The sequence below is a fragment of the Acinetobacter tandoii genome (assembly GCF_008867985.1).
Classification (GTDB): Bacteria; Pseudomonadota; Gammaproteobacteria; order Pseudomonadales; family Moraxellaceae; genus Acinetobacter; species Acinetobacter tandoii.
In genome coordinates this window covers 359,674-376,875 of record NZ_VXLD01000002.1, presented here as the reverse complement: position 1 = coordinate 376,875, position 17,202 = coordinate 359,674, and the positions used below count along the sequence as shown (strand labels likewise).

15 protein-coding genes are annotated in these 17,202 nt (G+C 40.6%); 12 read left to right on the top strand and 3 right to left on the bottom strand.

What is annotated here, in order from left to right; translation table 11 throughout:
* Positions 1-81 precede the first annotated feature (81 nt).
* Positions 82-1,464 (bottom strand): DNA repair protein RadA, encoded by a 1,383-nt coding sequence (gene radA, locus F4W09_RS04800; protein ID WP_016165904.1) that lies wholly within the window; start codon positions 1,462-1,464, stop codon positions 82-84.
* Positions 1,465-1,814: 350 nt separating this feature from the next.
* On the opposite strand from radA, the gene F4W09_RS04795 reads away from it, so the two are divergent.
* The 8 genes from F4W09_RS04795 to F4W09_RS04760 all read left to right on the top strand — a co-directional run bounded on the left by F4W09_RS04795 (position 1,815) and on the right by F4W09_RS04760 (position 9,745).
* Positions 1,815-3,314 (top strand): alanine/glycine:cation symporter family protein, encoded by a 1,500-nt coding sequence (locus F4W09_RS04795; RefSeq protein ID WP_151504184.1) that lies wholly within the window; start codon positions 1,815-1,817, stop codon positions 3,312-3,314.
* 306 nt (positions 3,315-3,620) lie between these two features.
* Positions 3,621-5,024 (top strand): amino acid permease, encoded by a 1,404-nt coding sequence (locus F4W09_RS04790; RefSeq protein WP_016165906.1) that lies wholly within the window; start codon positions 3,621-3,623, stop codon positions 5,022-5,024.
* A gap of 133 nt (positions 5,025-5,157) precedes the next feature.
* Positions 5,158-5,382 carry an LPS translocon maturation chaperone LptM gene (gene lptM, locus F4W09_RS04785; RefSeq protein WP_016165907.1) on the top strand — a complete coding sequence of 75 codons (225 nt, stop codon included), beginning with the start codon at positions 5,158-5,160 and terminating at the stop codon, positions 5,380-5,382.
* Positions 5,383-5,406: 24 nt separating this feature from the next.
* Positions 5,407-6,651, top strand: a complete 1,245-nt coding sequence (lysA, locus tag F4W09_RS04780) for a diaminopimelate decarboxylase (RefSeq protein ID WP_151504183.1) — start codon at positions 5,407-5,409, stop codon at positions 6,649-6,651.
* A 13-nt stretch (positions 6,652-6,664) separates the two neighbouring features.
* Positions 6,665-7,510, top strand: coding sequence for a diaminopimelate epimerase (gene dapF / locus F4W09_RS04775; RefSeq protein ID WP_151504182.1), 846 nt, complete (start codon positions 6,665-6,667; stop codon positions 7,508-7,510).
* Between the two features lie 104 nt (positions 7,511-7,614).
* Positions 7,615-8,229: an alpha/beta fold hydrolase gene (locus tag F4W09_RS04770; RefSeq protein WP_151504181.1), complete on the top strand. Its 615-nt coding sequence runs from the start codon at positions 7,615-7,617 to the stop codon at positions 8,227-8,229.
* 10 nt (positions 8,230-8,239) lie between these two features.
* A complete protein-coding gene (locus F4W09_RS04765) occupies positions 8,240-9,163 on the top strand; it encodes a tyrosine recombinase XerC (RefSeq protein ID WP_151504180.1) in 924 nt (307 codons plus the stop codon).
* Between the two features lie 213 nt (positions 9,164-9,376).
* Complete coding sequence (locus tag F4W09_RS04760; RefSeq protein WP_151504179.1) at positions 9,377-9,745, top strand: hypothetical protein; 369 nt, start codon at positions 9,377-9,379, stop codon at positions 9,743-9,745.
* Here the strand turns inward: F4W09_RS04760 and F4W09_RS04755 are convergent.
* Both F4W09_RS04755 and F4W09_RS04750 read right to left on the bottom strand, forming a co-directional pair.
* Entirely contained in the window at positions 9,725-10,285 is a 561-nt protein-coding gene (locus F4W09_RS04755) for a GNAT family N-acetyltransferase (protein WP_151504178.1), read from the bottom strand. The genes F4W09_RS04760 and F4W09_RS04755 overlap by 21 nt on opposite strands.
* Positions 10,286-10,293: 8 nt before the next feature.
* Positions 10,294-10,788 carry an Lrp/AsnC family transcriptional regulator gene (locus F4W09_RS04750; RefSeq protein WP_016165914.1) on the bottom strand — a complete coding sequence of 165 codons (495 nt, stop codon included), beginning with the start codon at positions 10,786-10,788 and terminating at the stop codon, positions 10,294-10,296.
* A gap of 116 nt (positions 10,789-10,904) precedes the next feature.
* Between F4W09_RS04750 and F4W09_RS04745 the strand changes: the two genes are divergently transcribed.
* From F4W09_RS04745 to gyrA, 4 genes are all read left to right on the top strand, one after another.
* Complete coding sequence (locus tag F4W09_RS04745; RefSeq protein ID WP_151504177.1) at positions 10,905-11,510, top strand: LysE family translocator; 606 nt, start codon at positions 10,905-10,907, stop codon at positions 11,508-11,510.
* 505 nt (positions 11,511-12,015) lie between these two features.
* On the top strand, positions 12,016-12,768 hold the full coding sequence (locus F4W09_RS04740) for an electron transfer flavoprotein subunit beta/FixA family protein (protein ID WP_016165916.1): 753 nt from the start codon (positions 12,016-12,018) through the stop codon (positions 12,766-12,768).
* Between the two features lie 17 nt (positions 12,769-12,785).
* A complete protein-coding gene (locus F4W09_RS04735; RefSeq protein WP_016165917.1) occupies positions 12,786-13,721 on the top strand; it encodes an FAD-binding protein in 936 nt (311 codons plus the stop codon).
* Positions 13,722-14,216: 495 nt separating this feature from the next.
* Positions 14,217-17,192 carry a DNA gyrase subunit A gene (gyrA, locus tag F4W09_RS04730; RefSeq protein ID WP_151504176.1) on the top strand — a complete coding sequence of 992 codons (2,976 nt, stop codon included), beginning with the start codon at positions 14,217-14,219 and terminating at the stop codon, positions 17,190-17,192.
* Positions 17,193-17,202: the final 10 nt, after the last annotated feature.

Genomic DNA, 17,202 nt, shown 5'->3' with positions numbered 1-17,202 from the left:
GGCATTTGTCAATTTTTTCAATAAGAAAAAACAATTTTTTTGTTTAATTTTGCACAGTTAATTTTTAACACTCACCTTAGATCATTCAGAAAGATTCATAGCTTCGGTTAATGCTTCATGTAATCGTGCTACTGCAATAATTTGCACGCCTGCAATGGCTTTCTGTGGTGCATTGGCACGCGGCACAATGATGTATTTAAAACCATGTTTAATGGCTTCTTTTAAACGTTCTTGACCATTTGGCACAGGACGAATTTCACCTGACAATCCAACTTCGCCAAAAACTGCTAATTGTTGGGGCAATGCCTTACCTCGTAAACTAGAGGCACACGCCAGTAGAACAGCTAAGTCCGAACCAGTTTCAGTAATTTTTAAACCACCGACGACATTAACGTACACATCTTGTCCAGAGGTTTGTACACCACCATGACGGTGCATGACTGCAAGCAACATGTTTAGGCGGTTTTGTTCTAAGCCTAAGGCAACGCGACGTGGTTGTCCGTGTGCATCATCCACCAAAGCTTGCACTTCGACTAAAAGTGGGCGTGTGCCTTCACGGCTAATCATTACAATTGAACCTGGAATAGCTTCATCGTAGCGACTTAAGAAAATTGCTGAAGGATTGGCGACTTCACGTAAGCCTTTATCGGTCATACCAAACACGCCCAGCTCATTGACTGCACCAAAACGGTTTTTTACTGCGCGAATCATACGATAACGTGAGTCAGATTGACCTTCAAAATACAGTACGCAGTCAACCATGTGTTCAAGTACACGTGGTCCTGCCAAAGCACCTTCTTTGGTCACATGACCCACAATAAACAGTGCAGTACCACTATTTTTGGCAAAACGAGTCAGTAATGCGGCAGACTCTCGAATTTGTGAGACACCACCCGGTGCAGATTGTAAAGTTTCTGTGTAAAGGGTTTGAATGGAATCGAGAATTGCAACGGCAGGGCGTTCTTGTGCCAAAACTTCACAGATACGTTCTACACAAGTTTCTGCCATTACTTTGAGTTGATCTGTTGGTAAGTCTAAACGTTGTGCCCGTAGCGCAACTTGCGAGAGGGATTCTTCACCTGTTACATAGAGTGCGGAACTTCTGGCTGCTGCCATATAAGTTGCTGTTTGTAAGAGAATGGTTGATTTACCAATACCAGGATCACCGCCAATCAATACCACAGAACCAGTGACTAAGCCCCCGCCGAGTACGCGGTCAAACTCACCAATACCTGTTGCAAGACGCGTTTCATGCGAAACTGAGACTTGATTTAAAGTCGTGATATTTGCTGCTTGTCCTGCGTAGCCTCCGCCCATTTTAGGTTGGGCACGATGTGTCACCGCAGGTTCAATGCGGACTTCAACCAGACTATTCCATTCGCCACACTCAACACATTGTCCAGCCCATTTTGAATGGTCTGCACCACATTGCTCACAGCGATATACGGTTTTAATTTTTGCCATAAATAAAATTGAAAATAATCTGTAAATTAGATAAAAGTAATAGTTACGAAAACAATTAAATACAGTGAATGCAATTCTTAAGGAATAAGAAGTGTCGCTGTTTATCGTAATTACTGGTTAAAGGGAATTGCTCAGAAAAATAACATGATATAAGACTTTTACAAGTAAGAAACAGTGTGTTTTGAGTCAAGTGATTTGTTCAGTTCACTTTTTCCATGGAAGGAGTTTGAGCGTTTGGTTGTTTCTTGTCATGACACAGCAGTTTGATGGCATAGATATTGCTCATGCTCAAACAAATGAAAATAAAGCAATTGCAACATTTTCAAATTATATAAAAAAGGTTGATGTCTATGAGTGCAGCAGAAATTGTTGATTGGGTAAATAGTATTATTTGGAGCAAGGCTCTTATTTATTTGTGTTTGGGAGCAGGTTTATTTTTCTCTATTCTGACGCGCTTTGTTCAAGTTCGTCAAATGAAAGAGATGGCAAGATTATTAGTACATGGTGGTTCTTCAGAACAAGGGATTTCTTCATTTCAAGCATTAGCCGTATCACTTTCGGGGCGTGTAGGTGTTGGTAATATTGCAGGGGTAGCAGCAGCAATTGGTTTTGGTGGTCCGGGCGCAGTATTTTGGATGTGGCTTGTGGCTTTCTTAGGGGCAAGTACAGCTTACGTAGAATCTACTTTAGGTCAAATTTATAAGGTGGAATACCAAGGTCAGTACCGTGGTGGACCTGCATTTTATTTTGATAAAGGTTTAGGGCAACGTTGGTTGGGGGTGGTATTTGCGGTTGCCGCAATTGTATCTTGTGGTTTGTTCCTGCCAGGTATTCAAGCCAATGCGGTGGGGAATGCCTTTACGCAAATTACGGGTGAAGGTTCCATCGTCTTTGGTAATGTAGGTTCATTCAAATTAGTTGCTTTGGTTGTAATTTTATCTTTGTTGGCCATCATTATTTTTGGTGGTATTAAACGTATTGCACGTTTTGCAGAGTTTGTCGTTCCATTTATGGCGTTGGGCTATATTTTAATGGCCCTCGTCATTGTGGCCATTAATATTCACGAATTGCCACGTGTGCTGCAACTTATTTTTGACGATGCGTTTAGCCCTATGGCAGGACTGGGTGCTGCCATTGGTTGGGGTGTTAAACGTGGTGTGTATTCAAATGAAGCAGGTCAGGGGACTGGACCGCATGCAGCGGCAGCCGCAGAAGTACAACATCCAGCGCAACAAGGTTTTGTACAAGCTTTCTCAATTTATGTTGATACGCTATTTGTTTGTTCTGCTACAGCCTTCATGATTTTAATTACAGGTATGTATAACGTACAAGGCACATTAGAAGCAGGACAATTTATTGTTCAAAATGTTGCAGGTACTGTCGAAATTGGTTCGCCAGCATTTACCCAAATGGCGGTGAGCACTGTATTTGGTGGTTTTGGACAAATTTTTGTTGCTTTGGCGGTATTCTTCTTCGCATTTACCACAATTGTTGCTTATTACTATATTGCAGAAACCAACATCACTTATTTGAGTTATATCACTCAATCTCCATCGTTATTGTTCGTTACGAAATGTTTTATCATGATTTCTGTCGCTTACGGTGTAATTAGTGCAACAGGTTATATCTGGGGAATTGGTGATATCGGTGTGGGTTTAATGGCTTGGATTAACATTGTTGGTATTATTGTGACCTACTTTGTATGGAAGCCTACCATTAAAGCATTGAAAGATTATGAGCAGCAACAAAAAGCAGGGGTTACAGAATATACCTTTGACCCTGTAAAACTAGGTATTCGTAATGCAACGTATTGGGAAGAACGCTTAAAGAAACAACAGAATAATCAATAAAGTAATTGAATGTTAGTGTGAAGTAGAACTTAAAAAGCAGTCACGGCTGCTGCTTTTTTTATTGAATGGTATAAGATTTATATGAACTGATGTGTCCAAAAGGCGCATTGTATTGCATTGATGTAGTGCGTATTATCGGCCCCAATTGTATAAGGCTTGAATGCTGAACGATACAGATAGAGTTGTTTAGCTTAGATTGACCCAAAAACTTACATGGCGAAGGCGTGCTTAAAAATAGTGCAAATGTGTAATTTGGATTAATTTGGTTAAAAAATCTTAAAGGATTAATAGAGAGTTTTTATAGCGATGTTAAATCAAAACACGAATGAGTCAGCTGCACAAGGCGAACTCCATCGTAGTTTGTCAAATCGACATCTACAACTAATTGCGATTGGTGGTGCAATTGGTACTGGTTTGTTCATGGGGTCGGGTAAAACCATTAGTTTGGCAGGCCCATCAATTTTATTTATTTACATGATCATTGGTTTAATGGTGTTTTTCGTAATGCGCGCATTAGGAGAATTACTGTTATCTAACCTGAAATACAAGTCTTTTATTGACTTCTCGACAGACCTAATTGGTCCTTGGGCGGGTTATTTCGTGGGTTGGACCTATTGGTTGTGTTGGATCACCATTGGTATCGCGGACTTATCCGCTATTATTTATTATCTGCAATTCTTCAATAATGGAATACCGTTTAGTCCAGTTGAAGGAGCAATGATTAGTGTTGCTGCGATTATCTTCATTATGGGCTTGAACCTAATGACGGTGAAGCTGTTCGGTGAGCTTGAGTTTTGGTTTGCTTTGGTCAAAATCATTGCGATTGTGGTGCTGATTGCAGTTGGTTTGTGGATGATTTTTACAGGCTTTACCTCAACAACAGGCGAAGTGGCATCGTTTACTCATTTATGGGCGAATGGCGGAATGTTCCCGACAGGAATGGAAGGCTTCTTAGCAGGCTTCCAAATTGCAATTTTTGCCTTTGTCGGGGTAGAGTTGGTTGGGACAACAGCAGCTGAAACCAAAGATCCTGAGCGCAACTTACCTAAAGCAGTGAACTCTATTCCCATTCGTATTATCTTTTTCTACGTGTTGGCATTGGTCATTGTGATGTCAGTGACACCATGGAACAGAATCAATCCAGAAGTTAGCCCGTTTGTGAATTTGTTCAGTCAGGCAGGTATTGCAGCCGCTGCGATTATTATGAATCTTGTGGTGCTGTCTTCAGTGATGTCCTCTATGAACAGCGGAGTATTTTCGACTAGTCGTATGTTGTTTGGCTTATCACGTGAGAAGCAAGGGCCACAAGCTTTTGGTCATTTGAATAAGCGTGCAGTTCCTGCAAATGCTCTATATTTCTCTGCAATTTGTTTGTTGGGTGGGGCAGCCTTACAGTATTTCGTGCCAAATACGGTTGAAGCCTTTACTTTGGCAACGACGCTATCCACGATTCTGTTTATTTTGGTGTGGTTGATTATTTTGTGGAGCTATTTGGTTTACTACAAAACACGCCCAGAGTTACATGCAAAATCGACCTTTAAATTGCCTGGTGGTCCTTTGACATGTTGGGTGGTGATTGTGTTCTTCATTGGCATGATTTACGTGTTGTCATTAGAGCCAGATACCATGAAGGCATTAATGGTCAGCCCAATTTGGCTTATTATTCTTGCGATTGGTTATTTCGGTTTCTATAAGCCAAAACATAAATAATCGTTGTCTATACAGAAAAACGTCAGTTTAGAACTGGCGTTTTTTTATGTCTGGCGATAATCTCTAGCGTTTAATGCTTTGGTCAATGCGTTGATCGGGTTATACTTCGTTAAAATTTGAGATAGGTGGTCAGATGCGTCACGTCATTTGCTGCATAAGTGTATTGGTGTTGGGTTCTTCATTAGTCGGTTGTGGTCAATCGGGGGCATTACAATTACCAAGCGATTCAAATTATGACAAACGTGCAAAATATTTGTTATATCCAAATGTAGCGCCTGCGCAAAAAACGGAGCAAGTTCCAACGGACCAATCCGCTGAACAACAGGCAACTACAGAATCAAAATCTTCTACTCCTTAACTTGTCATTGAAAGGACATCTTCCATGAGTTTTACCCGCATTAATGGGGTATTGCACGCAGAGCAGTCTTCCCTAGAACAGCTTGCGCAGCAATATGGCACGCCACTGTATGTGTATTCAAAAGCGACTTTTGAAAAACATTATTTAGATATGGATCGTGCGTTTGATTTTATCGACCATCAAATTTGTTTTGCGGTAAAGTCTAACTCAAATATTGCGGTACTCAATGTCTTGGCAAAGTTAGGCTGTGGTTTCGATATCGTGACTGGCGGTGAGCTTGCTCGTGTATTGGCAGCAGGCGGCGATGCATCTAAAGTTGTCTTTTCAGGTTTAGGTAAAACTGAAGCAGATATTCAAAAGGCACTGGAAGTTGAGATTGCATGTTTTAACGTTGAGTCTCATGCCGAATTAGATCGTATTCAGAAAGTGGCAGCAACTTTAGGTAAAAAAGCGCCTATTTCTTTGCGTGTTAATCCAGATGTCGATGCAAAAACTCATCCTTATATTTCGACAGGATTAAAAGAAAACAAATTCGGTATTCCTTCGGATACGGTATTTGAAACCTATCAATATGCAGCCAGTCTACCGAACTTAGAGATTATAGGAATTGACTGTCATATTGGTTCACAACTGACTGAAACCAAACCGTTTGTCGATGCTTTAGATCGTGTCATGCTCATGATTGAGCAACTGAAAGAGTTAGGCATTCAGTTGAAGCATATCGATATTGGTGGTGGTTTGGGCGTAACTTATAAAGATGAAGTCCCACCAACTGTAGAAGAATATGCCAATGCACTCAAACCAGCTTTAGAAAAATTAGGGCTAAAAGTGTTTATGGAACCAGGTCGCAGTATTTCTGCCAATGCTGGCGTGTTACTGACTAAAGTGGATTTATTGAAACCGACCAATCATCGTAACTTTGCTATTATTGATGCGGCAATGAACGATTTAATTCGACCTGCTTTGTATGAAGCATGGATGGATATCCAACCTGTTACGCCACGAGATGATGTCGAAACTTTACAATGGGATGTCGTGGGTGCAATTTGCGAAACAGGCGATTTCTTGGGTAAAGAGCGTGATTTAGCTCTTCGTGAAAACGATACACTTGCTGTCTTAGGTGCAGGTGCATACGGTTTTGTGATGAGCTCAAATTACAATACACGTGGTCGTGCGGCTGAAGTCATGGTAGATGGTGCTGACTCCCATCTGATTCGTGAGCGTGAAACGATCGAATCACTTTGGGAAAAAGAGCGTTTATTGCCTTAAGGAGTCACTAAAAATGTTTTTAGAATTTACTAAAATGCATGGTCTCGGCAATGACTTCATGGTGGTGGATTTAATTAGTCAGCGCGCTTATTTAGATGCACTGACCATTCAACGTCTTGCTGATCGACATTTTGGTATTGGCTTCGACCAATTGTTAATTGTTGAACCGCCTGATGTACCTGAAGCAGACTTCAAATATCGTATTTTTAATGCCGATGGTTCGGAAGTTGAGCAGTGTGGAAATGGCGTACGCTGTTTCGCGCGCTTTGTGCATGAACGTCAACTGACCACTAAAACCAAAATTAAGGTACAAACCAAAGCTGGGATTGTTGAGCCTGAATTGGGTCCAAATGGTTGGGTACGCGTCAACATGGGCTATCCAAAATTTCTACCACAAGAAATTCCATTTTTGGCAGATGAACCAGAAAATTTGTATGACTTAGAGTTGGCAAATCAACAACAGATTCAAATTGATGTGGTGAACATGGGTAATCCACATGCTGTGACCGTTGTTCCAGATGTCATTACGGCTGATGTGGCAACCATGGGACCACAAGTCGAGTCTCATGCGCGTTTCCCAGCACGTGTCAATGCAGGCTTTATGCAGATTATTGATGAAAAACATGCACGTTTACGTGTATTTGAGCGCGGTGTTGGTGAAACTTTAGCTTGTGGTACAGGGGCGTGTGCTGCTGCTGTTTCAGGCATCCGCCGTGGTTTATTGGCAAATCAGGTTGAAATTGAGCTGGCGGGCGGGAAGTTACAAATTGAATGGCGTGATGGTGATGTAGTTTGGATGACAGGTCCGACAGCCAACGTTTATGAAGGACGTATCGACTTGCGTTATTTCCAAGGCTAAACCAGTATTGTTGTTGAAAAAAGCACTGTCTTTATGATGGTGCTTTTTTATGGATCAAAATCGGCTATGCTGAAGCCAAAGATAAATAGATATAAAGTAGAGACATGCCAAATTTAATTTTTCTACCAGGCGCATCGGGAAGTACCACGTTCTGGCACCCTTTAATCAACAGATTATCTCATACAGAATCTGAACAGGTCATTGCTTATCCGAGTTTTGGTGACGAACCAAGCCACCAAAACGTCTACGATTTTACCAGTTTGTCGAATTATGTGTTGCAACAGATTCAGTCTGAATCTGTTTTGATTGCACAGTCTATGGGCGGTATTTTTGCTGTGCAGGCAGCAATAGCACGCCCTGATTTGGTCAAGGGCCTTGTTCTTCTGGCTACTTCAGGTGGAATCGATTTAACTCCATTTCAGGTACAAGATTGGCGAACCGCTTATCAACAACAGTATCTTCACTATCCAGACTGGTTTGTGGATATTCAAATCGATTTATCGCAGCAACTTGAAAAGATCAGAATACCAGTATTGTTATTGTGGGGAGATCAAGATCCGATTAGCCCAATCGCAGTTGGACAGACTTTACAGCAAAAATTCCCGCAAGCTGAACTTCATATTATTCATGGGGGTGATCATGCTTTTGCTGAACACCATTCAGAAGCAGTTGCAGCACATATTCAGCATTATCTAACTCATTTTAATTTTCAGGTTTAGGGTGGGTAAGATGTCTGTAGAATCCCAACAGTTACTCGGTATGTGGCTGAAAGCACGAGAAATACAAAATCAGTCTAAATTAACTTTACTCGCATATGAGCGTGACGTTGGTGATTTTTTACAGTTTTGTGATCAGAAAAAACTGCTGTTACAAGATATCGAAACGGCTGATTTACGCGAATATTTGGCTGTCAAAGTAGAGCAACAGCAATTGAGTTCTAGTAGTTTGCAGCGGTTATTGTCTGCGATTCGCCAGTTCATGAAATGGGCTCAAGACGGGCAATATCTGGAATTTAACCCTTCTGATGATTTTCAATTAAAACGTCAACCACGACCCTTGCCAGGTATGGTCGACATTGAAACCATTCAGCAAATTTTAGATCAACCTAAACCTGTAAAAGAATCTGATCAGGAGTTATGGTTGCGCGACAAGGCAATTTTGGAATTATTGTATTCTAGTGGCTTACGTTTAGCAGAAGTACAAAGTCTTAAAATTAAAGATATTGATTTTAATCGGCTTCTATTGCGGATCACGGGTAAAGGTAACAAAACCCGTGTAGTTCCCTTTGGTTCCAAAGCCAGAGATGCGTTAATGGATTGGCTAAAGTTGTATCCATTGTGGCATGGTGATTTTGTTCCTGATGCTCATGTATTCATTAGTCGTAAAGGCAATCCACTGGGCGCCAGACAAATTGAAAATCGTGTCAAGTTTCAAGCGCAACGTGCAGGGGTGAGTGTCGATTTACATCCACATTTATTAAGACATTGTTTTGCAAGCCATATGCTGTCAAATAGCGGTGATTTAAGAGCTGTACAAGAAATGTTGGGGCATAGTAATTTAAGTACCACCCAAATATATACCCATGTCGATTTTGATCGACTTGCCAATGTCTATGATCAAGCACATCCGCGTGCTCAATTCAAAAAACAGTAACAATTTCAGTGTAGATATATGCCTGAATGATTTTGTTCTGGTACAAAATTTGCTTCAGTCATTATATGAGTAAAATGAAAAGGAGCATATTTGTACTATTGTAGAATAATAAAAAATCAAAAGATGAAGTATAAGTGTCGCATGGCATGCGGTATGGAGCATAAATATACCGATTGCGAATTTTGAGTGTTAAATGAAAGAGGAATGCAAGCCATGATTTCGAATATACAAGAAAAATATGATCAATTAAATTCAGTGCAGAAAGATATTTTTGCAGGATATGGTTTGCGTCAGATTAAACATTTTATTGAATATTGCTTACCTGAAGTGCAGCCTCTATTGCCAGAAAATTCCGTGATTGAAGGAATTAATACCTCTGGTATGGTGCAAGCGGTGCAACAGGATACTCGTAAATGTTATGTTTGGGACGGTACAACGTGGAATGTATCTGCAAACTTTATTCCAATTATGGATACAACCGATGACTTTCAATTGGTCTGGGAAATTTTCGATTTGTCCCGTTATGAATTGATTGAACTGAGTCATGTACATCGCGACTTTTTAGGCAATGTACACGTCTGAGCTAAAATCATGCTGATGAATTGAGTATAGTACGTGCTTTTGTAAAATACTCTCGGCAGTTAGGGCGGGATGTAAAAACTCTTGTTGATATAGCATGCCTAACCTTTTCATTACCGCTTGTGAAGGATGGTTAATTGAGGCTGTGAATGCAACAACTTCCTTTAAATTGAGGGTTTGAAAGGCAAAACTCAATGCAAGTTGAGCTGCTTCTGTCGCATAGCCTTGACCCCAATAATCTTTGTTCAACCGCCAGCCAATTTCGGTACACTGTGAAAAACTAAATTGATCAGGTTGAGAATGTAATCCTGTCAAACCAATCAAACGTTGTTCAGATTTTAATTCGACTGCCCAAAAACCCCAGCCCTGCTGTTCAATTAAAGCTTGGCATTTATCGATGAGCAGATCGCTTTCAGTCCGAGTCAAGCATTTGGGAAAATAACGCATCACAGCAGGGTCTGCATTGAGCTGATAAAATGGTAATCGATCAGCCTCTTGCCATGGACGTAAAATTAAGCGAGCACTTTCTAGAAACTTTTGCATTGTCTCTCTTATAAATCTTCAAGCGGAAGTTGAAAACTTTGCTTAATAATTTGGCTAGGTAAATCTGTTTTGACACTGGTAATGCCATTTTTTTTGGTCAAATGTGTAGACTGAAATTTTCGATAACTTTCCAAATCAGGGACGACAACTTTGAGCATGGCATCACATTCACCCAAAATAATATAACACTCCATGACCTGAGGCAGTTCTTTCATTGCTTCAATAAAACGATCAATCGTTTCAGCATCTTGTCCGACCAACCAAATACGTGAAAATAAAATCAATTGGAAGCCAATCTTTTGAGGATCGACCACAGTGGTGTAGTTTTGTATGACACCTGCTTCTTCTAGCAGTTTGACCCGTCTTAAACAGGAAGAAGGAGATAGCCCAACTTCTTTAGCCAAATCATTGTTTTGGATTCGACCATTTTCTTGTAAGGCTCGAATGATACTTTTATCAATCCGATCTAGCTTGATTAAAATATTCTTGGAAGATGATTTCATAAAATAGAATTAAATTCGAAATATGGATCTAATTATAGAATATTTGCAATCCTATTTTGTATAAATTCGAAGATACTAATTTTCACTTTCAGTCGATATTCGAAAGGGAAAAGGATATGTCTGTATATTTACTCTTTGCGTTGACCGTTCTACCACTGGTGTGTACTCCAGGACCTGACATGCTATTTATTTTTTCGCAAGTGATGGCGAAAGGTGTAAAAGCAGGCTTTATGGCAACACTTGGGGTTTGTATGGGCTATATGGTGCATTCGGTCTTGGTTGCCTTGGGCATCGCGGCAATATTGGTTTCTTTTCCGATGTTGTTCGAAACAATTCGCTGGTTAGGGATTGCTTATCTTTTATATCTGGCTTTTAGTTTATTTCGCGCTGTTTTTAACAGCAAATCTTTGCATGTGCCCAAGGCTTCTGCAGGCAGTCCAATTGCTAAGGGCTTTTTAACTTCATTGTTAAACCCAAAAGGGATGCTGATTTATTTTGCAATTTTACCGCAGTTTATGCGTAATGCAGAAAATACTGTCATACAAGGTCTCATTCTATCGTCTATTTTTATAGGCTTGTGCTTGGTGGTATATAGTGGATTAAGTATTGTTATTGCTAAAATTACTGCAAATGCACAATTAGATGCTCAAAAACAAAAATGGGTTGATGCAGGTTCGGGCGGTTTACTCATGCTAGCTGCGAGCTGGTTGATCGCCAATTAATTGAAATTAAAAAGCATGCTCTTGATTGGCATGCTTTTTTATATGTATAACAGCAGATTTCTTATCATGTCGAAGCAATAAGTTGGATTAGGCGGCTACTTAAAGGTAGCTAGGGAATAAAATTTTAATCAGGAATATGGTTCTGTCAAAACTGACAAGTCATTTGTTTGATTTTATAGCCATGCTTGGTCACTTGCTCAAACAGCTAAAGCAGAAATTTAAGTCATTGATCAGAAAAAATTATGTAGTAAATAAAGTAAAAAAATAATAAAAATCAATGTTTAAAATTAGAACAGTAAAACTGCTATTTTAGAATTAAAATTCATGCAAATAAAAATTTGAACGCGACGTTCAGCCATTTTTACGCATTTTTACAGTGGATTCAGTAATTGTGACTTGACCGAAATGCCATACAATTGCAAGATAGGACACCTAAAAAATTTTATGTGAAGAGTTAATCTAACTTTTCTCAACATTTACTTTTGCTAAAACAGCCGAGGATTACATGAAGGCTCTTGTTGCTGTAAAACGTGTGGTTGATGCCAACGTTAAAGTTCGCGTTAAACCGGACAATAGTGGGGTAGACCTTACTAACGTTAAGATGTCAATTAACCCATTCTGTGAAATCGCAGTGGAAGAAGCGGTTCGCTTAAAAGAAAAAGGAACTGTTTCAGAAATCATCGTTGTTTCTATTGGTCCTAAAGAAGCTCAAGAACAAATTCGTTCTGCAATGGCACTTGGCGCTGACCGCGGTATCTTGGTTGAAGCTGATGACAGCCAACTTGGTGCTTTGGAAGTTGCTAAAATCCTTAAAGGTGTTGTTGAAGCTGAACAACCACAATTAATCCTTCTTGGTAAGCAAGCAATTGATGACGACTCTAACCAAGTTGGTCAAATGCTTGGCGCACTTTTAGGTGCAGGTCAAGGTACGTTCGCATCTGAAGTTAAAGTTGATGGCGACAAAGTACAAGTGACTCGTGAAGTTGACGGTGGTTTACAAACTGTTGAATTGTCACTTCCAGCAATCATCACCACTGACTTACGTTTGAACGAGCCACGTTATGCAGCTCTTCCAAACATCATGAAAGCGCGTAAAAAACCGCTTGATACTAAGTCACCAGCTGATTTTGGTGTTTCTACAGCAACTAAGCTTAAAACAGTTAAAGTTGAACCACCTGCTGACCGTAAAGCAGGCGTACAAGTGAAATCTGTTGATGAGCTTGTTGAAAAATTGAAAAACGAAGCGAAAGTGATCTAATACAGAAGGATAAAATCATGAGTATTTTAGTTATCGCTGAGCACGACAACAAGACACTTAACGGTGCAACTTTAAACGTTGTTGCTGCGGCACAAAAAATCGGTGGTGATATCACTGTATTGGTAGCAGGCTCTGGCGCGCAAGCAGTTGCTGATGCAGCTGCAAAAGTTGCAGGCGTAAGCAAAGTATTACTTGCTGACAACGCTGCTTATGCAAACCAATTGGCTGAAAACGTTGCAGCTTTAGTTGCTGACGTAGCGAAAGGTGGTTTCAAACACGTATTGGCTGCATCTACAACAACAGGTAAGAACATTCTTCCACGTGTTGCTGCGCTTCTTGATGTAAGTATGATCACAGACATCATTGCTGTTGAATCTGCAAATACATTCAAGCGTCCAATCTATGCGGGTAATGCGATTGCAACTGTTCAATCTGACGAAGCAATCATTGTGGGTACAGTACGTGGTACAGCGTTTGATCCTGTAGCTGCTGAAGGCGGTTCTGCTGCGGTAGAAGCTGTAAGCGAAGCAAAAGATGCAGGTATCTCTAAGTTTGTTTCTGAAGAGATTGTAAAATCTGAACGTCCTGAATTAACGGCTGCACGAATTGTTGTTTCTGGTGGTCGTGGTGTAGGTTCTGGTGAGAACTACCATAAAGTACTTGACCCATTAGCTGACAAGCTTGGTGCTGCACAAGGTGCTTCACGTGCTGCGGTCGATGCCGGTTTCGTTCCAAACGACATGCAAGTGGGTCAAACAGGTAAAATCGTTGCGCCTGACTTATATATCGCTGTAGGTATTTCTGGTGCGATCCAGCACTTGGCTGGTATGAAAGACTCTAAAGTGATCGTTGCGATCAACAAAGACGAAGAAGCGCCAATCAATGCAGTTGCTGACTACTGGTTAGTTGGTGATTTGAATACTGTTGTTCCTGAATTAGTATCTAAAATCTAATTTCTGAACGATTGTTCGAAAAACGCTCTTGTGTAAGCAATTTAAGTCATGCTTAAGTTGTTATGAACAGGGGCGTTTTTTTGCGCTTAGCGCTTATCTCATCAGGGCTAAATAGAAGATAACCTGTGAGGCAAAATAGAGTTTAGAAAGGCTGTAAAGCGCGAAAGTCATTAGAAGTATTAAAAATATTAAATCAATTTACGAATACTATAAGTAAAACAACAATTTAAAGTGTTGTATATGCTATGAATATTAGCTTTGCAAAATAGCTTATTTTTCAACTTAATTCAGATTCAAAATTCGTATAAAAAAACGACGATAAACAAAGGAAAACAAACGAAATTAACTCGGCTAAATACGCACCTAAAAGGGATAAAATATGCTAAAATTTACGGCTGTATTTTAGTTTTTTAGCTCAATTCCCTGAGTTAAATTTTTGCAAGATTTAAGATATAAATGCGGGCAGAATTCCTGCTTGTATAACAAGGAGTATGCATGAGCGTATCGGAAATTAGACCGATTGCCATTGAGGATGAACTCAAGCACTCGTATTTGGATTATGCAATGAGCGTGATTGTATCACGCGCTTTACCTGATGTACGAGATGGTCTAAAACCTGTTCATCGTCGTGTGCTTTTTGCAATGCACGAATTGGGTAATGACTACAACAAAGCATACAAAAAGTCTGCCCGTGTTGTCGGTGACGTAATCGGTAAATATCACCCTCACGGTGATTCTGCTGTTTATGAAACTATTGTTCGTATGGCGCAAGATTTTAGTTTGCGTTATATGCTTGTAGATGGTCAAGGTAACTTCGGTTCTGTCGATGGTGATAGTGCAGCAGCAATGCGTTATACCGAAGTGCGTATGCAAAAGCTTACCCATGAAATTTTGGCGGATCTCGAAAAAGATACCGTAGACTGGGAAGATAACTACGACGGTTCAGAACGTATCCCGCAAGTGATGCCGACGCGCATTCCGAATTTGTTAATTAACGGTACGACTGGTATTGCTGTGGGTATGGCGACTAATATGGCGCCTCATAACATGACGGAAGTTGTGAATGCATGTCTGGCTTATGCTGAAAACCCAAATATCAGCATTGAAGGTTTGATGCAGCATATTTCGGGTCCAGACTTCCCGACTGGCGGTATTATTTATGGTAAATCAGGCATTGTAGATGCTTACCGTACGGGTAAAGGTCGTTTGCATATCCGTGGTAAATATCACTTCGAGGAAGACCAAAAAACAGGTCGTACTACGATTGTTTTTACTGAAATTCCATATCAAGTTAACAAAGCGAAAACCATCGAGCGTATTGCTGAGTTGGTGAAAGAAAAGAAACTCGAAGGTATTTCAGAGCTACGCGACGAATCTGATAAAGAGGGTATGCGTATTGCCATTGATTTAAAACGTGGCGAAAATGCAGAAGTTGTCGTGAACAACTTATTCTTGAATACGCAACTCGAAAATTCTTTCAGCATTAACATGGTGTGTCTGGACAACGGACAGCCTAAGTTAATGAACCTCAAAGATATCATTGCGGCATTTATTCGTCATCGTCAAGAAGTCGTGACCCGCCGCACCATGTTCGAATTACGCAAAGCGCGTGAACGTGGTCATATCTTAGAAGGCTTGACGGTTGCGTTGGCGAATATTGATGCCATCATCGAAACGATCAAGACCTCTGCAAACCCAGCTGAAGCGCGTGAACGTTTACAAGCAGGTGAATGGGCTGCGGGTGGTGTGGTTGCTCTCCTAGAAAAAGCGGGTTCAGTTTCTGTTCGTCCTGAAGTGATCGACGGTGAAGATCCAAACCGTCCATTTGGTTTAGATGGTGATGTGTACCGTTTGTCTCCGACTCAAGTCGGTGCGATTTTAGAGCTACGCTTGCACCGTTTAACAGGTTTAGAGCAAGACAAGCTTCACGCTGAATATACCGAAATTCTAGGTCAAATTGCTGAGTTAACTGCAATTCTGAACGATTTCAATTTATTGATGAATGTCATTAAAGAAGAACTGGCTTTAATTCTTCAACAATATGGCGATGCACGTCGTACTGAAATTGTGGAATCACGTATTGATTTCTGCCGTGAAGATTTAATTCCAGAAGAGCAAGTTGTATTAACTGTTTCGCAAACGGGTTATGCAAAAACGCAACCATTGTCTGACTATGCGGCGCAGCGTCGTGGTGGACGTGGTAAATCTGCAACATCGATGAAAGAAGATGACTACATCCAACATCTGATTGTCACCTCAAACCATGCAACGGTTTTATGCTTTACCAATGTAGGTAAAGTATATCGCCTGAAAGTGTTTGAAGTGCCACAAGCTTCTCGCGGTGCAAAAGGTCGCCCAATGGTGAACTTACTGCCGTTAGAGGCAGATGAAACGATTACCGCAATTTTGCCTGTGATTGATGCGCCAAAGAAATTTAAAGATCGTTTAGCTGACTTTAAAGCTTTTGTTCGTGCCAATGTAGTGAAACTACGCGAAAACAGCATTATCGAAGCGCATTATGATGCTTTAAAAGCATCATTTGATGGATTGGCTGAAGATGCAGATGAATTATCAGATGCATTGCGTAAACAATTAAAAGAGCTAGGTGTAGAACTTTCTACAATAGATCTTGATGATGAAATTGTTGCTGAATTTGCAGAATTGACTGAAAAGTTACGTAAAAACTTCTTTGTATTTATGGCAACTGCATCAGGCACTGTGAAACGTGTAGAGTTGGAACAATTCAGTAATGTACGTTCAAATGGTTTACGTGCAATTGAGCTGAATGAAGAAGATACCTTGATTGGTGTTGCGATTACTGATGGCGAACAGCAAATTATGTTGTTCTCTAATGAAGGTAAGGCGATTCGTTTTGCTGAAACCGATGTACGGGCGATGGGCCGTTCTGCCAAGGGTGTACGTGGTATGCGTGTCACAATTGGTTCAGCTCAAGTCGATGAGTCAGAAGAAGTTGAATCGGATGAAGATGATGCAGCAGATGCAAGCTTCATTAGTCGCATTGTATCTTTAGTTGTTGTTCCAGAAACAGGTGAAGTGCTGTGTGCTTCTGCTAATGGTTATGGTAAACGTACACCTGTAGATGACTTCCCAACCAAGAAACGTGGCGGAAAAGGCGTGATTGCGATTAAAACTTCCGAGCGTAATGGCGAATTGGTCGGTGCAGTTGCGATTGATGAAACCAAAGAACTGATGCTGATTTCAGACGGTGGTACTTTGGTTCGTACTCGTGCTTCAGAAGTTGCACAAACAGGCCGTAACGCACAAGGTGTTCGTTTGATCCGTTTAGGTGAAGATGAAACACTAGTGGGTGTAGAGGCGATTGATGCAGTCGAAGAAGATGAAATAGAAACTGTAGAATCAGCAGTGGCTAATGAAAAGTTAGTTGATGAAGAAATGATTGTAGATGAAACTGAAAACGAATCAGATTTGAATGAATCTGAAGAAGAATAAGTGATGATCT

Bases quoted from the DNA above. Each gene is read 5' to 3' on its own strand.
- F4W09_RS04755 (WP_151504178.1), bottom strand. From the start codon at position 10,285: ATGCAAAAGTTTCTAGAAAGTGCTCGCTTAATTTTACGTCCATGGCAA.
- lptM (WP_016165907.1), top strand. From the start codon at position 5,158: ATGCGTCACGTCATTTGCTGCATAAGTGTATTGGTGTTGGGTTCTTCA.
- F4W09_RS04735 (WP_016165917.1), top strand. From the start codon at position 12,786: ATGAGTATTTTAGTTATCGCTGAGCACGACAACAAGACACTTAACGGT.
- F4W09_RS04745 (WP_151504177.1), top strand. From the start codon at position 10,905: ATGTCTGTATATTTACTCTTTGCGTTGACCGTTCTACCACTGGTGTGT.
- F4W09_RS04750 (WP_016165914.1), bottom strand. From the start codon at position 10,788: ATGAAATCATCTTCCAAGAATATTTTAATCAAGCTAGATCGGATTGAT.
- F4W09_RS04770 (WP_151504181.1), top strand. From the start codon at position 7,615: ATGCCAAATTTAATTTTTCTACCAGGCGCATCGGGAAGTACCACGTTC.
- gyrA (WP_151504176.1), top strand. From the start codon at position 14,217: ATGAGCGTATCGGAAATTAGACCGATTGCCATTGAGGATGAACTCAAG.
- F4W09_RS04740 (WP_016165916.1), top strand. From the start codon at position 12,016: ATGAAGGCTCTTGTTGCTGTAAAACGTGTGGTTGATGCCAACGTTAAA.
- F4W09_RS04765 (WP_151504180.1), top strand. From the start codon at position 8,240: ATGTCTGTAGAATCCCAACAGTTACTCGGTATGTGGCTGAAAGCACGA.
- F4W09_RS04795 (WP_151504184.1), top strand. From the start codon at position 1,815: ATGAGTGCAGCAGAAATTGTTGATTGGGTAAATAGTATTATTTGGAGC.
- F4W09_RS04790 (WP_016165906.1), top strand. From the start codon at position 3,621: ATGTTAAATCAAAACACGAATGAGTCAGCTGCACAAGGCGAACTCCAT.
- radA (WP_016165904.1), bottom strand. From the start codon at position 1,464: ATGGCAAAAATTAAAACCGTATATCGCTGTGAGCAATGTGGTGCAGAC.
- lysA (WP_151504183.1), top strand. From the start codon at position 5,407: ATGAGTTTTACCCGCATTAATGGGGTATTGCACGCAGAGCAGTCTTCC.
- dapF (WP_151504182.1), top strand. From the start codon at position 6,665: ATGTTTTTAGAATTTACTAAAATGCATGGTCTCGGCAATGACTTCATG.
- F4W09_RS04760 (WP_151504179.1), top strand. From the start codon at position 9,377: ATGATTTCGAATATACAAGAAAAATATGATCAATTAAATTCAGTGCAG.